This is a genomic window from Arthrobacter sp. HMSC08H08 (assembly GCF_001807575.1).
Lineage (GTDB): Bacteria > Actinomycetota > Actinomycetes > Actinomycetales > Micrococcaceae > Pseudoglutamicibacter > Pseudoglutamicibacter albus.
The window spans coordinates 32,427-46,303 of record NZ_KV789394.1; the positions used below are offsets into that span (position 1 = coordinate 32,427).

The 13,877-nt window shown below is 60.8% G+C and carries 15 protein-coding genes; 12 read left to right on the forward strand and 3 right to left on the reverse strand.

All coding sequences use genetic code 11. The annotated features are described in order from the left end of the window. The first annotated feature begins 186 nt into the window (after positions 1 to 186). The 7 genes from HMPREF3175_RS05960 to HMPREF3175_RS05990 all read left to right on the forward strand — a co-directional run bounded on the left by HMPREF3175_RS05960 (position 187) and on the right by HMPREF3175_RS05990 (position 4,418). Positions 187 to 906, forward strand: coding sequence for a DUF8175 domain-containg protein (locus HMPREF3175_RS05960; protein WP_070491226.1), 720 nt, complete (start codon positions 187 to 189; stop codon positions 904 to 906). A 152-nt stretch (positions 907 to 1,058) separates the two neighbouring features. Continuing rightward, positions 1,059 to 1,565, forward strand: a complete 507-nt coding sequence (locus tag HMPREF3175_RS05965) for a recombinase family protein (protein ID WP_370991834.1) — start codon at positions 1,059 to 1,061, stop codon at positions 1,563 to 1,565. Positions 1,566 to 1,638: 73 nt separating this feature from the next. Continuing rightward, positions 1,639 to 2,097, forward strand: coding sequence for a hypothetical protein (locus tag HMPREF3175_RS05970; protein WP_035755841.1), 459 nt, complete (start codon positions 1,639 to 1,641; stop codon positions 2,095 to 2,097). A 48-nt stretch (positions 2,098 to 2,145) separates the two neighbouring features. After that, positions 2,146 to 2,259: a helix-turn-helix domain-containing protein gene (locus tag HMPREF3175_RS10645; RefSeq protein WP_141742486.1), complete on the forward strand. Its 114-nt coding sequence runs from the start codon at positions 2,146 to 2,148 to the stop codon at positions 2,257 to 2,259. A gap of 68 nt (positions 2,260 to 2,327) precedes the next feature. After that, complete coding sequence (locus tag HMPREF3175_RS05975) at positions 2,328 to 2,786, forward strand: helix-turn-helix domain-containing protein (protein ID WP_035755838.1); 459 nt, start codon at positions 2,328 to 2,330, stop codon at positions 2,784 to 2,786. Between the two features lie 154 nt (positions 2,787 to 2,940). Next, positions 2,941 to 3,324: a helix-turn-helix domain-containing protein gene (locus tag HMPREF3175_RS05980; protein ID WP_070491231.1), complete on the forward strand. Its 384-nt coding sequence runs from the start codon at positions 2,941 to 2,943 to the stop codon at positions 3,322 to 3,324. A 314-nt stretch (positions 3,325 to 3,638) separates the two neighbouring features. After that, entirely contained in the window at positions 3,639 to 4,418 is a 780-nt protein-coding gene (locus HMPREF3175_RS05990; protein ID WP_070491234.1) for an alpha/beta fold hydrolase, read from the forward strand. A gap of 45 nt (positions 4,419 to 4,463) precedes the next feature. Here HMPREF3175_RS05990 and HMPREF3175_RS05995 read toward each other — a convergent pair whose 3' ends face one another. Both HMPREF3175_RS05995 and HMPREF3175_RS06000 read right to left on the reverse strand, forming a co-directional pair. Continuing rightward, on the reverse strand, positions 4,464 to 5,369 hold the full coding sequence (locus HMPREF3175_RS05995) for an MBL fold metallo-hydrolase (protein WP_070491236.1): 906 nt from the start codon (positions 5,367 to 5,369) through the stop codon (positions 4,464 to 4,466). Between the two features lie 27 nt (positions 5,370 to 5,396). Next, complete coding sequence (locus HMPREF3175_RS06000) at positions 5,397 to 6,770, reverse strand: aldehyde dehydrogenase family protein (RefSeq protein ID WP_070491238.1); 1,374 nt, start codon at positions 6,768 to 6,770, stop codon at positions 5,397 to 5,399. A 247-nt stretch (positions 6,771 to 7,017) separates the two neighbouring features. Here HMPREF3175_RS06000 and HMPREF3175_RS06005 point away from each other — a divergent pair, with 247 nt between their 5' ends. Beyond that, positions 7,018 to 7,863, forward strand: coding sequence for an SDR family oxidoreductase (locus HMPREF3175_RS06005; protein WP_070491240.1), 846 nt, complete (start codon positions 7,018 to 7,020; stop codon positions 7,861 to 7,863). Between the two features lie 2 nt (positions 7,864 to 7,865). After that, positions 7,866 to 8,672 carry an IclR family transcriptional regulator gene (locus HMPREF3175_RS06010; protein WP_052048398.1) on the forward strand — a complete coding sequence of 269 codons (807 nt, stop codon included), beginning with the start codon at positions 7,866 to 7,868 and terminating at the stop codon, positions 8,670 to 8,672. On the opposite strand, the gene HMPREF3175_RS06015 is transcribed toward HMPREF3175_RS06010, so the two are convergent. Next, positions 8,669 to 9,841 carry an MFS transporter gene (locus HMPREF3175_RS06015; RefSeq protein WP_176745140.1) on the reverse strand — a complete coding sequence of 391 codons (1,173 nt, stop codon included), beginning with the start codon at positions 9,839 to 9,841 and terminating at the stop codon, positions 8,669 to 8,671. The two genes, HMPREF3175_RS06010 and HMPREF3175_RS06015, sit on opposite strands and share 4 nt — an antisense overlap. Before the next feature lie 349 nt (positions 9,842 to 10,190). Between HMPREF3175_RS06015 and HMPREF3175_RS06020 the strand changes: the two genes are divergently transcribed. The 3 genes from HMPREF3175_RS06020 to HMPREF3175_RS06030 all read left to right on the forward strand — a co-directional run bounded on the left by HMPREF3175_RS06020 (position 10,191) and on the right by HMPREF3175_RS06030 (position 13,864). Next, the gene (locus HMPREF3175_RS06020; protein ID WP_070491243.1) at positions 10,191 to 11,171 is read left to right on the forward strand and encodes a PDR/VanB family oxidoreductase; all 981 of its coding nucleotides are present in this window, start codon (positions 10,191 to 10,193) and stop codon (positions 11,169 to 11,171) included. 37 nt (positions 11,172 to 11,208) lie between these two features. Continuing rightward, positions 11,209 to 12,408 (forward strand): cytochrome P450, encoded by a 1,200-nt coding sequence (locus HMPREF3175_RS06025; RefSeq protein ID WP_070491245.1) that lies wholly within the window; start codon positions 11,209 to 11,211, stop codon positions 12,406 to 12,408. Positions 12,409 to 12,487: 79 nt separating this feature from the next. Beyond that, positions 12,488 to 13,864: an MFS transporter gene (locus HMPREF3175_RS06030; protein ID WP_070491247.1), complete on the forward strand. Its 1,377-nt coding sequence runs from the start codon at positions 12,488 to 12,490 to the stop codon at positions 13,862 to 13,864. Positions 13,865 to 13,877: the final 13 nt, after the last annotated feature.

A 13,877-nucleotide genomic window follows, 5' to 3' on the forward strand; every position in this document is an offset into this window, starting at 1 on the left:
AGTTCCCCGCGCCTGCGGGGATGATCCGTTTCCTGGCGTTCGCGGCCTTCACTGGACGGGAAATCAACGGATTCAAGGGACTAGTCATCTCGCTGATCGTCTGCGTCCTGGCGATTAGCGCGGGAACGATCATCAACGTCTTCGTCTAAGCACCGGTGAACCGTCTGAGAGAAAGAGAAGATCCTCATGGCTGAAACTGATCCATTAGGCAGAAGCTGGAAACTCTGGGGCGGTATCCTCGCCTTCATCGTGGTCATTGTGATCGCGGGGCTAGTCATCTTCCCCCGCGTCAACTCTGAACCAGGAACAGCTCCGACCGCTGCTGCCCCGTCGGTACCAGTTGAGTCTGTGTCCCCGCCCTCCCCTTCGAATTCGCCTTCGGCTTCGGCTTCCAAGCCGGCTTCTGGGGATTGCCCTGCGCTAAGTACCGACAATTCGTTCCCGAACGATGCCCCGGAGGCTGAATGGAAGCGGCACCCTGTGGGTATGCTGCTGCCGGTATCTGCGGAGCATGGGCCTGCGAAGATGGATGGGGATTTCTGGCGTTGTTTCAGCCACACACCATCTGGCGCAGTTTTTGCAGGATTGACTCTAAGCCTAGAGTTTTCGGGAGCCGGCATCATCGAAGCCGCAGTTGAATCACCAGAACGCGATCAACTTTTTGAGCAGCAGATGGCCCTGGAAAACGACTTCGAATACCCCGTAATCTCTGGCTACCGCATTATGCATAGCTCAAATGATGCTGCTTCTATCGAATATATCGCCCCAGTGGGCAGTCAGTATGTTTCTATTCGTATAGATCTTCTATGGGATGAAAATGCTAACGATTGGCGGGTGGATCTTTCATCCGGTGAACCGGCTTCGGCCATTGTAAACGATCCCAGCACGTTTACCGATTGGAAGTAGGTGCAATTATGGCCGATTCACAATGCGATTTCTGGGATTTTTTTGCAAAGGCGGCGAAGTAGCAAAGGACCTTGCGGATAGTGTGATTTCTGGCTTCGTGCAGTCGCTCCTTGAAGGTGCCGTGGCCTTCGGAGTTCCCCGCGCCTGCGGGGATGATCCGGCCGAGACCACCGAGAACCAGGTCACCGGCGAGAGTTCCCCGCGCCTGCGGGGATGATCCGCTGCGCGGCCGCAGAGGCTCGCATGCAAGGCACAATTGCAGCCGGGGGGATACGTTAGTCATCCGCGCCCTGGATCGCGTCGCAGGCGAAGAACGAATGACCATCGAGATTATCCGCGAGCTGGCAGAGCGCGGCGTAAGGATCAAAAGTCTTACCGAGCCATTCTTAGACGTGGACATATCTACGCCGATGGGTGAAGCCATTGTGGGCATCATGGCCGTTATGGCGCAGCTGCCCGCCTCTATGATCAGGGAGAACACCAACAGGGAATTAGCGCACGCGCACGCCCAGGGCAGAATCGGAGGGCGGCCGCCCGTCATGGATGCAGACCGCACAGCCATGGCACGGCAGCTGCGCGAGGAAGGGAAAAGCTACGCACAGATCGGCAAAATTCTTGGTGTCAGCGCAGCGAACATTCATAGAGCTTTGAACCTATAACCCTAATAATCGCCTATAACACATATTATAATTGAAGTGCATGGATTCTGATTTCCCGTCTTAGGAGGTAGTCATGAGCCAGGTTCTTGAATCGCCACGGGATAGTGAGATGGCAGCTGATTTACTGCGCGCCAGAGAGCTATCGGAGGTTGCGCTACTGGACTATAAGCGGAATCTGAAGGTGGCCGCTAAACAAATGACACAGAAACAAATTGCGGAAATCGTGCGCTTATCGCAGCCAGCAATTGCTACAGCTTTGAAGCGTGCCGCAAAGGTTCCTGATGCTATTGCGGGCTTCAAAGCCGCGTCACCGCATGAGGTGTGCCAGCGGTACGCTGCTGGGCTGATTAGCCGCAAAGAAGTTGTGCGCCAGTTGGTAGCGTGGCCGTACAACGATACGCCGAAGTTCAATGAATTTGGCGAAGTCCAGGGCGACACCTCCGGTACGTTTACGGACGTGGAGAACGCTGTCATGTTTGGTTTGATTGATGACTCAATCTATGAGGAAGTTTTCAACCAACTGGCCGACTAGTCGCGCGCCCTAAAGGAGAGTTTCCCGCGCCTGCGGGGATGATCCCGGATCGCGACGGCGCGGCAGCTGCGGCAGGAGGGCAAAAGCTATGCGCAGATGGCCAGCATTCTCGGTGTCAGCACCGCCAGCATATACCGTGCTCTGGCCCAGGAAACCCCTTGAAACCACGTGATAACACAAGTTATAATTGGCATGGAGGAAGTCTCCCTTGAGGAGTTGAGGAGGGTGTTATGAGCCAGTTGGTGGAGCGGCCGCGTCATGGTGATATGCGTGCGGAGCTGCTGCGGGTGCGGCAACGGATGGAGGTCGACACGTTGGATTACAAGCGCACGTTGAAGGCCGCTGCGAGGTGCATGTCTCAGCGGGAGATGGCCGAGGTATTGGGTATGTCTCAGCCGGCTGTGGCGAAGGCGTTGCAGCGTGCTGCGTCGGTGCCGGAGGTGTTGGCGGGCCACGAGGCGGCCAGTCCGTACGAGGTGTGCCAGCGGTACGCAGCCGGGTTTATTGATCGTACCGAGGTGGTGCGCCAGTTGGTTGCATGGCCGTATAAGCCGACTCCTTGGGCGAACGAGTACGGCGAGTATGAAGAGAGCATGGACGGAACCTGGGAAGAAGTTGTCGAAGCGGCCGATAAAGGCTTGATTGACGATGCGATCTACGATGAAGTTTTGAAGAAGACGGCCGGTTAGACGCGCGCCCTAAAGGAGAGTTCCCCGCGCCTGCGGGGATGATCCGCATTCACGGTCGTGCTCATGAAACACGTCATTAGCGGTAACGGCTAGTTGAAGCCAGCAAGGCCCCGGGGTGATCCGCTCCGGAGCCTTCGCCTATTGAGAGGAAAGCATGGATAACAGCTTGTTCACCTCAGCGGAATTCAAGACCCTGCGAACCCTCCTGGGGTACTCAATCACTGAAATCAGCCGATACCTCGATATCGGTCCCGCTACCGCCCGCAACTGGGACCGAGGCCGCTATAACCCACCCCCGGGCGTAGGCGAAGAGATGAGGGATCTAGCAGACCACACCGACGAGATCGTCGCGCGCCTGGTACGGCACTATGAGACACACCCGCGCGATTGGCCGATCCGCACGCCGAGGCGCTCCTGCGACATCGCTACCGCGTTCCCCGGTGTCGAGCTGCCACACTATGTGTCTCTTGATTGGTGTCGCATTGTTGTAGCGAGGGTTGCGCGGGAAATCCCAGGGCTTGGCGTCGATTGGTTCTAACTAACACTTGCAGAGCTCCCCGCGCATGCGGGATCTCCGGCTGAGAAACGCGGGAGCCATCAGTTCACAAGGAGCCCCCGGCCCTGTATGCCATAGCTTCCACCCAGAACCTCCCTTGTGACCCCCTGGACTATCCTGAGAGGAACAGTCCACGCATGTTTTGAGACAGTCTTTAAGGGAGCGCTTTCGTGGCCATTTTCGCGGTTGAATACACCCACATCGGCGAGCTCTAAAGCAGCAACCGCAGCGAACAACGACAACCACGCGACCCCCAAGCCGCACCGATTCAGTCGCATAACGAAAGGTAGCCAGCCGTGGTAGCCCCAGCCCTCACAACACAACGCCTCACCGAACCAGCAGCAAACAAGCCGCTGCTGCTCGTCGGTCCCGGAATCGGAACAGGCGTGCAGGAACTGTGGAACACCACCGCACAACATCTCGCCAGTGATTTCGAAGTGATCGGCTACAACCTCCCCGGCCACGCCGGAGCGCCCACCCACACAGATCCCTACAGCGTCAAGGAACTCGCAGACGCAGCCGCCGCACTCGTCGCCGACCAACCCGCGGAGAGGCGCATCTACTTCGCCGGCGTCTCCATCTCCGGCGGGGTAGCCATGGAACTCGCCCTCCACCACCCCGAGCGGTTCGCCGCGGTCGCAGTCGTGTGCTCGGCACCGAAAATCGGTGAACCCGAAGCCTGGGAAGAACGCGCCCAAGCAGCCGCCGCCAACGGAACCGAGATCATGGTCCCGTTCTGCCGCGAAGGCTGGTTCGCGCCCGGATTCATCGACGAAAACCCCGCCCAGTCAGACGCACTGCTCGATAACCTACGGCAAGCTGACCTCGCCTCCTACGTCACCATCTGCCGCGCACTCGGCACCTACGACGTCCGCGCAGATCTCGCCACCGTCACCATCCCCGTACTCACCATCAACGGCGCGCACGACCACGTCTGCCCACCGAGCGAAGGCGCCACCATCGCCGCCGGCGTACCCCACGGCAAAGCCGTTACCTTCAACCACGTGGCCCACCTCGCCCCCGTCGAAGACCCCGAACGCACAGCCGCCGAACTCCGACACTTCTTCCTCGCGTAGGGCTAGGAGACGGCGGGGAGAGTAGCGGCAGCTGGGGAAGCCGGCTCAGTTGAGCACCGGCTGCTCGGCGAGCGTGTAGCGGTTGCCTGTGCGTGCCACTGAGATGGGGCCGTGGTACTGGGTTGCGGCTTGTTCTGCCCACCACTGCTCGGTCGCGACTCCGGCGAGGTGGGACAACACCAAGCGGCCCACGCCGGCTTCCTGCGCCACCGCGCCCGCATCGGCGGGGGATGTGTGGGAGCATGCCTGGTGGTTCAGGAACGCTCCAGAGAAACCTTGTTCCTTATAGAAGTCGAGGTTCACGGCCTCGTGCACCAGAATGTCCGCGCCGCGGGCTAGCTCGACGAGGGCCTCGGATTTAGCGGTGTCTCCCGAGAACACGATGGAGCCTTCGTTTGTGTCGAAGCGGAACGCGAACGCCGGGTAGACCGGCGGGTGCTCCACGAGGGTCGCGTTCACCGTCACCGCATCATCGCGATACACCTGGAATATCGGCTCCTCAGGGACCGTGATTTCCTCGGTCTGCACCAGCTCGTGGAGGTTGGGGCGGGCCTCATCCTGGATCCGGATGTCGATGTCGTAGGAGAACCCCTCGAGGGTCTTGCCCACCAGCTCCGCGGTCCCGGCCAGGTCCTCGCCGCCCTCGCGGTGCGGGTCCTTACCTGGCCCCACAATCCGGAACGGCTCCGTGAACCCCTCGACCGGTTTACCCCAGTTCCACAGCAGGAACCCCGGTAGCTCCACCACGTGGTCGGAATGCAGGTGAGTCACGAACCCGGCCGTGAAGTGCTTGCCTTTCAACCCGGCTTCGGCGGCGGCTCGTGTGCAGCCCAGCCCGAAGTCGATCAGATAAAACCTGTCCCCTACCCGTACCGCGGAGCAAATACCGGGTTCGCTCCCGCGGATTGCCGGGCCTGCAGCCGTGCCTAGGGTGATCAGTTCAACGCTCATGTCAATGTCCTTTTAGTTATGTGCACGTTATTGATATGCACGCCAGTTGACGGTGGTCGGCTCCAGGTAGGCGTCCAAGCCCCAACGGCCGCGCTCGCGGCCAATCCCGGACTGTTTCCAGCCACCGAACGGCGCATCCAGCTCAACAACTGTGTGCTGATTAATCCAGACCGTGCCGGCCTCCAGCTCCGGCGCGAGCTGCCGTGCCCGCTCCATATCCGGCGTCCAGATCGAAGCACCCAACCCGAACTCGGAATCGTTCGCGAACTCGATGGCCTCATCAACCGAGCTGTACGTCACGATCGGCAAGGCGGCACCGAATTGTTCCTCCCGCACGATGCGCATGCCCTGTTCCGCATCCGCCACGATGGTCGGGGTCTGGAAATAGCCCGGAAGTTCGCACCGCTGTTGCCCAGCGAGCACGGTCGCGCCGTCAGCTGCGGCCGCATCGACCAGTTCCCGCACATAATCACGCTGGCTCGCGTTATGCATGGGCCCCAGCGTGGTTGCCGCATCAATTCCGTGGCCGAGCACAAACTTATTGACCTCAGCCAGCACAGCGTCAGTGAAGTCCGCGCGCAGCGCCTCCGGCACATAAACGCGCTTGACCGCCATACACACTTGTCCGGCATTTCGGAAAGCACTGCCGATGATGCCGCGTGCGGTCACCTCGATGTCGGCATCTTCCAGCACGATGGCGGCGTCATTACCGCCGAGCTCCATAGTCACGCGGGTGACATTCTCAGCGGCCTGCTGCATCAACGAGGTGCCCACCTTGGTGGAGCCGGTGTAGGAGATCTTGTTGACGAGCGGCTCGGAAGCCAACGCAACGCTCACGGCGCGGTTAGATCCGGTCAGGACCTGCACAACGTGCTCAGGCAGCACGGTGTTCATAAGCTCAATCAAAGCGATAGCTGAAGCCGGGGTGGTCGGAGCCGGTTTCGTCAGCACCGTGCAACCGGCGATCAACGCGGGCGCCAGCTTGACGCACAACAGGGAGATCGGGAAGTTCCACGGAGTGATGGTACCCACCACCCCCACCGGGCGGTTCAAGACCTCGACGTTGCGGCCATCGCGCTCCGGGAGACTGATCGCCTCATCCCAATCCAAGGTTGCGTAGTACCGGAACAGGCCGGCCGCGACCGCGAACTCCATCTTCGCCTCAGCAACCGGCTTACCCTGCTCACGCGAGAGCACCTCACCCAAAGAATCGAGGTTCGCCTCGATCTTCTCCGCGATCTTCACCAGCGCCTCAGCGCGCGCCCCACGGTCACGCCGCCAACCACGCAACGCCGTACGGGCACGGAGCGCTGCCTGCCGCGTGTCTTCGGCCGTGTTTTCCGGTACCTGCGCAACAACTTCCAATGTTGCCGGATCAAGAACCTCGTAGTGGCTGCTCACGTGTACCTACCTTCGGGGCTAGAACTGGACGGATGTAAGAAGTGGACGGATCTAGAGTTGGATGGGGCTAGAGGCGGAATTGGCGTTAGCGCCGCCAACGCCGCCATAATTTCTCTACATCATGGAAGATTCAGGGCACCCAATGGCGTTAACTTTCCAACCATTGGAAAAAACTCTGCGCTGATGAGGCAGAATGGTGACCATAGAACCAAACGCATGATCCAGCTCACATGAAAGGTTCTATCCAATGAAAAAGACCATTGTTGTCACCGGCGTTTCCTCCGGAATCGGCGCTCAGACCGCCGCGCAACTACGCGAGGCCGGACACCGCGTGATCGGCGTGGACCGCAACCCACCAACCCCCGCCGATACCGGCGCCGCAACCCAAGCCAACGCTGAGGCGGGCACTGCAGGCCAGACCAACGCCGATGCAGGCCAGGATTTTGTGCAGCTGGATCTCTCTTCAGCCGAATCCATCCAGGCGGGCGTCACGCAGATCGCCGAGCTGGCTGGCGGCCCCATCGACGGGCTCGCGAACATCGCGGGCGTCCCCGGCACCGCACCGGCCGAGGCGGTCATGGCTGTGAATGTGCTCGGCCTGCGCGACTTCACCCAGGCGCTGTTGCCACAGCTAGCAACCGGTGCCGGGATCGTGAACCTCGCCTCGTCCGTGGCCTTTGACTGGCGCAGCCACGTCGAACAAGCCAGCCGTGCCGTGCAGGCCGAAAACGTCGAGGAGCTGAAAGCCGATGAGCAGGTGTGGGCCCTGGTTCAGGATGAGTCCTACCTGTTCTCGAAACAGTGCGTCCGCCTCCTGACCGAGAAGCTCGCCACCTCCCTCCTGCCGCAGAAAGTCCGGGTCAACAGTGTGAGCCCCGGCCCCGTATCGACCCCGATCTTGGAGGACTTCAAGACCGACCACGGCCGCGAGAAAGTCGAAGGCGCCTCAAAACTGCTCGGCAAATTCGGTGAAGTAGCCGAGATCGCTGACGTCATCGAATTCCTCCTCAGCGACTCCGCCCGCTGGGTCAACGGGACCGACATCCGCGTAGACGGCGGCCTCGTGGCGTCCCGCCGGAGCGGAAACCTCTAACCATGGCTAACCGTGCACCGCAGCGGCAAGGCAACCCGGCCGGCCGTTCGACTACGCAAAAGTCGGAGGCACCGTCCATCTCGGTGACCTCGCGGGCGCTACGGATCCTCGACACCTTCGACAGCACGCAACGGGAACAATCCCTCAGCGGCATCGCCCGCCGCGCAAACCTACCGTTGGCGACCGCGCACCGGCTCGTCAACGAGCTCACGATGTGGGGCGGCCTGGAAAAGAAATCAGGCCGCTACCGCATCGGCCAAAAGCTGTGGCGTATCGGCCTGCTCGCTTCTGCCCAGCGGGATGTGGCCGAAGTCGCCTCCCCCTACATGCAGGACGTCCTGTTCGTGACCCACAACGTGGTCAACCTGTTCATCCTGGACCAGCAAGAAGTGCTACTGGTGGAACGCATCTCCGGTACCAACACGGGCGCCCCGTTCCGCAGGGTCGGCGAGCGCATGGACCTGCATTCGAGCGCGGCCGGTAAGTTGATGCTCGCCTACGGTTCCCCACACCTACTGGATGATCTACCGGCGGAGCTACCTCGGCACACGAGCCACACGATCGGCCGGAAAACCGAGCTGATCCAGCACATCGCCCGGATCCGTTCGCAAGGATTCGCGACCACGCAACGGGAAAGTGGGGAGAACAACTTCGCGATCGCGGTGCCGGTTTTCTCGCCGGCCACCGGGCACATCATCGCAGGGCTGGGGATCGTGACCCAGGATGCGATGGCGCCCATCGGCAACGTGGTGCCCGTGTTGAAGATCGCGGCGCGTGGCATCTCTCGAACACTCGAAGTCGGCGACTAGCCCTCGCGTTCAGGCTTCTCTTTCAGCAAGATCATGGTGCCCACAATGCCGAGCAGGCTGAATGTCCCTGTGAGCATCCAGGAGCTCTCCCAGCCACCGGTTTGGACCGCGAACCATGCGATCAGGAACGGGCCCAGGAAGTTTCCGAGGTTGAAGATCTGCTGCATGAGCCCCATCACCACGGCACTTGAGCCGTTTGGTTGGGCTAGCTCGCCGATCATTCGCGTCAACAGCATGGGTGCTGCGCCGCCGATCGCGGAGAACGCGACCGCGAAGAGGAACGTCGCCAACGCCGGGTGGGATGTCTGTTGCCACGGGATCGCGAAAAGCCCGAACGACGTCACCGCCATGGCACCCAAGGCCCCGACCAGCAGGTGCTTTTCCTTCACGCCCTTGTGCGCCAGCACGCCAGCCCCCAGAGCGCCGACGATGTTGACCCCACCCACGAACGCGGACATGAGCCCTGCGCCCGGTTGCTGGATCCCGTACTGCTCATAGATACGCGGCAAGAAGCCCAGAACCGCCATCCACTGGATGCTGTAGCACGCGAAAATGGCGCCGGCCAGCCACGGCCCTGGCCTGGATATGGTGACGCGCACCAGCTGCCACGTCTTGGTTGCACCGGACGCGGCCGCATCGCCGACGCTGCCCGCCGGGTCTTTCGGCACCAGGAAGATCACGAACGGGATCAAAAGCACGGTGATGCAGGCCGCGCCAATCCACATCGGCCGCCAACCGAACTCCGGAACCACGAACGTACCCACCGTGAAACCGATGAACGCCGCAAGCCCCTGAAAGGTCGCCCACGCAGTCAAAGCCCGATGCACGTGCGGCGGTTCGAACCGATCCCGAAGTAGCGCTGGCCCCAAGACCACGCAAAACAGGAAGCCGATCCCCTCGACGGCCCGCGAAATGAAGATCATCGCGGGCGAGGACGCCAGCGCGCCCAGTATGGAGCCGAAGCTCAACAGGACCATCCCTGCGAGGATGACCCTGCGTAGCCCAAGCCGCTCCCCCATCCACGCCGTTGGCAAGCCACCAATGATGCTGGCCACCTGGATGATGCCGATGAGGATTCCCGCTTGCACCAGCTCGATGCCGAGCTCTGAGCTCAGCGAATCCAGGGAAGGCGGCAACTTCCAAATGTGGACGGCACTGATGATGCCCATCAGGACTATGCACAGCCATGAAACAGTCTCACTGTGAGAAGAACTCTGCCTGCGCATCGTTGTCATGGCCCCACCTTCAATACCGCTGATTGCCTTATCTTATTCCGACAATCATGCACACCTTGACTCATCAACAGGTTAGATCTTCCATTAGCCGGAAAGCATGGCTCCAGGCGGCGAACCGCAACACCACACCGGTGTTTCCATTGGATGGAATGTTTTGTGATGCGTGACACAACTGGTCCTAGGGTTGCTTCACGAGTAACCGCCACCCCGCGTATCAAGGGGTAGCCCCGACGAATCTTGTTCCCCACTGACCCACGAGGCTTGTTCTAGGAGTGAGCTCATAGTGACACCCACAGCTACCGAAGTAACCCCAGAACTCATCGACGTTGTGGTTGACGAAGTCGATGACATTGCTGAGGGCGTTCTGTCACTCGTGCTGCGCCGCCGCGATGGCCAAGAGTTCCCGCACTGGACTCCGGGCTCCCACATCGACTTGCATCTAGGTAATGGTCTGATCCGGCAGTACTCCCTGTGGTCACCCATGGATGATTTGACCCAGCTACGCGTTGGCGTGCTGCGGACCCTCGATTCACGCGGCGGCTCCGAATGGATCCACGACAACCTGCGCGCCGGCGAGCGCCTCAGCATCTCAGCGCCGCGGAATAACTTCCCTCTGGTTGATTCCCGTAAGTACATGTTCGTGGCCGGCGGCATCGGCATCACGCCTCTGGTTTCGATGATCCAGCAGGTTGAGGAGCAGGGCCGGGAATGGCAGCTGTACTACGGCGGCCGCAGCCGGGCATCGATGGCGCTAGTTGAGCAGCTGGAGGAGCAGTACGGCACCGAGAAGGTGCATATTTTCGATGAGGATGGCCGGGGTCGCCTGGATCTGGAAAGCATCCTCGCTCTGCCGCGGGCTCACATGCTGATTTATGCGTGCGGCCCGGGCGGGATGCTGGAAGCGATCGAGGATTTCTGCATGGGTTGGCCTCCAGGCTCGTTGCACACCGAACGGTTTGTTGCCGGCACGCTGGGTGCGGCCGGAAATCAGGATCCGTTCTCTGTGGAGCTTGCCCGCAGCGGTAAAGAGTTCACTGTTCCGCCTGAGAAGTCCGTTCTCGAGGTCATGGAGGAAAACGGCACCCGGGTGCTTTCCAGTTGCCGCGCTGGCCTGTGCGGTACGTGTGAAACCCGCATCATCTCAGGTGAGGTTGAACACCGCGATGCCGCACTCACCCAGGAAGACAAGGACGCCGGCGACGTCATGATGGTGTGCGTTTCACGTGCAGCGGCCGGCTGCAACCGACTCGTTCTAGACCTGTAAACCCTGTGCTGGCTTTCTAAACCTTGGGAGTAGAGCAATGAAGACGTTAGAGAACGTACCTGTTTTCACCGAAGACCCCTACAGCGAATCAGCGCTGCTGGACCCTTACCCCTTCCTGGAACGGCTCGCAGCAGCTGGGCCGGTCAGCTACCTCGAAGCCACCGGGATCTACGCGATCACCGGTTATGAAGAGGTCTATGAGGTGCTCAAGGACTTCGAGACCTACGTTTCCTCCGGCGGCCTCGGCCCTCGCGACATCCGCAAAGACGAGGGTTGGCGCCCGCCAAGCATCCTCGAATCCGACCCACCCATCCACACGCTCATGCGGCGAGCGCTGACCGGGGTCATCAACCCTGGCACGGTACGTAAGCTGCGTGAACCGTTCACCCCGCCAGCGGCGGAACTGGTTTCCGAACTTGCGCATCGTACCCATTTCGATGCGATCAAGGACCTCGCTGAGCTCTACCCCATCCGGGTCTTCCCAGACGCGGTGGGTATTCCGGAAGGGGGACGCGAGCATCTTCTGCCGTACGGCAACATGGTTTTCAACGCTTTCGGCCCGGAGAACTACATCTACGAACAAGCCTTCGCGCACGCGGATGAACACTCCGCGGTCGTGATGAAGGCCTGCGAGCACGAGTCCCTCTCCCCCGGCGGTTTCGGCGCCAAGATTTGGGAACGCGTCGAGGATGGGCTGATTACCGAGCAGCAGGCAACCCTGCTGGTGCGTGCGTTACTGTCTGCGGGAGTGGACACCACCATCTTCGGGATCGGCAACGTTCTCTCCGTGCTCGCCGGCGAACCGGAAGCCTGGCAAGAGCTACGCAAGCAGCCGCATCTAGCGAAGTTCGCGATCGATGAGGCGCTGCGCCTGGAATCGCCGTTCCAGAAGTTCCACCGAACTGTCAGCACTGACACGACACTGGGCGGAGTGGACCTTCCGGCCGGGACTAAAGTGCTCGTGTTCTTGGGTGCCGCTAACCGTGACCCGGAGAAGTGGGGCTCAGACGCAACCAAGTTCAGCCTGGACAGAACGTCCTCTGGACACGTCGCTTTCGGTATGGGCCTGCACCAGTGCGTCGGCCAGCCGATTGCGCGACTAGAAATGGAAATCGTGTTGCAGCAAATGCTGGAACACGTCGAGACCATCTCCCTGGCAGGAGAACCACAACCGATCCTGCACAACGTACTTCGCGGTTTCGAATCGCTGCCAGTAGAGATCAGCGCCGCTAAGTAAACCTTTCCCTCACCCCATCACAGCCTGCGCGAGCCGTGCGGGTTATCACCCCCTGCCCAAAAGTAGAGATAGGAAAGACATGTCAATCGATGCGAAAAAAGTCGAGGTGAATACGCTCCCTCCTCTCGATGCCTCGGACCCTGCCAACTGGACCGCACGCAAACGCAACGCTTACGGCTGGTCCATCGCAGTCATGTTGCTGATCCTGATGATGATCAGCTGGGCTGATAAAGCGATCCTCGGCATCGTCGCGATGCCTTTGATGCGTGATCTGGGTATCACGCCGGCACAGTTCGGCCTGTTGGGTAGCGCCGTCTTCATGCTCTTCGGTGTAGCCCAGTTCGTGGCAGCACCTATCGCAAACCGGATCCAAGCCAAATGGATCCTGCTCGTGTTGTGCCTGGTTTGGTCGCTCTCCCAGGTTCCAGTCATCCTGTTCGCATCCCTACCGGCACTGTGGATCAGCCGCCTCCTGCTCGGTGCCGGCGAAGGCCCGCTGGCCCCGATCACGATGCACGCCGTCTATAAGTGGTTCCCTGCCAAGCGTTCCGCGACCCCAGCGGCACTGGCTTCGGCTGGCGTGACCCTCGGCATCGTCGCTTTCGCACCAGTCATCGCGTGGATCACCGCCGCGCACGGCTGGAAAGCAGCCTTCGTTTTCGTAGCCGTCATCGGTGTTGTCTGGGCTGTTCTCTGGCTCTTCATGGGCAAAGAAGGCCCCTACACCTCGGTTGAGGCCGAGCACCGCATCGAAGGCACCACCCCTAACGAAACCACCATCGCTACTGACTCGAAGGTCAAATACCTCAAGTCCTTCCTGACACCGAGCTGGCTGCTCGCCGTCCTGTGTTCCTTCCTGGGTTACTGGACCTTCACCGTGGCAATGACCTGGCTGCCGGCATACTTCGAAACCGTGTACGGAATGTCCACCCAGAAAGCCGGCTCGATGATCGCGCTGCCAGCGATCTGGGGAACCATCTGCACGGTCGGCTTGAGCTGGCTCACCGAATACCTCGGCAACCGCGGAATCGCCACCCGCTTCTCCCGCGGCTGGGTGCTCGGCCTTGCAGCAGCCTTCTCCGGCATCATGGTCCTGGCGGGCACGTGGGCACACAACCCGACGCTTGCGCTGGTGTTCTTCACCTTCGGGTTCGGTACCGCCCCAGCCTTGTTCGCTGTCACCTACCTCGTCGCCGCTGAGACGACGAGCATCGCCCAGCGCGGCGCCGTACTGCAGATCACTAACGCATTCCTGACCTCGGGCGGCCTGCTAGCCCCAGCGATCGTCGGGCTTCTCGTCAGCGCGGCAGCAACCGAGGCGATCGGCTACGAGAACTCGTTCCTCCTGACCGGCGCGATGATGGTCATCGCCGGCATCATCGGCTGCCTCGGCATCAACCAGCAGCGCGACCGCCGCAAGCTCGGCCTCGACGCGCCCGTACCCGCCGCTAAATAGGCCGCCGCTCAGC

Coding starts and splice junctions, on each gene's coding strand:
- HMPREF3175_RS05960 (WP_070491226.1), top strand. CDS start 187: ATGGCTGAAACTGATCCATTAGGCAGAAGCTGGAAACTCTGGGGCGGT.
- HMPREF3175_RS05965 (WP_370991834.1), top strand. CDS start 1,059: ATGATCCGGCCGAGACCACCGAGAACCAGGTCACCGGCGAGAGTTCCC.
- HMPREF3175_RS05970 (WP_035755841.1), top strand. CDS start 1,639: ATGAGCCAGGTTCTTGAATCGCCACGGGATAGTGAGATGGCAGCTGAT.
- HMPREF3175_RS05975 (WP_035755838.1), top strand. CDS start 2,328: ATGAGCCAGTTGGTGGAGCGGCCGCGTCATGGTGATATGCGTGCGGAG.
- HMPREF3175_RS05980 (WP_070491231.1), top strand. CDS start 2,941: ATGGATAACAGCTTGTTCACCTCAGCGGAATTCAAGACCCTGCGAACC.
- HMPREF3175_RS05995 (WP_070491236.1), bottom strand. CDS start 5,369: ATGAGCGTTGAACTGATCACCCTAGGCACGGCTGCAGGCCCGGCAATC.
- HMPREF3175_RS06005 (WP_070491240.1), top strand. CDS start 7,018: ATGAAAAAGACCATTGTTGTCACCGGCGTTTCCTCCGGAATCGGCGCT.
- HMPREF3175_RS06010 (WP_052048398.1), top strand. CDS start 7,866: ATGGCTAACCGTGCACCGCAGCGGCAAGGCAACCCGGCCGGCCGTTCG.
- HMPREF3175_RS06015 (WP_176745140.1), bottom strand. CDS start 9,841: ATGGGCATCATCAGTGCCGTCCACATTTGGAAGTTGCCGCCTTCCCTG.
- HMPREF3175_RS06025 (WP_070491245.1), top strand. CDS start 11,209: ATGAAGACGTTAGAGAACGTACCTGTTTTCACCGAAGACCCCTACAGC.
- HMPREF3175_RS06030 (WP_070491247.1), top strand. CDS start 12,488: ATGTCAATCGATGCGAAAAAAGTCGAGGTGAATACGCTCCCTCCTCTC.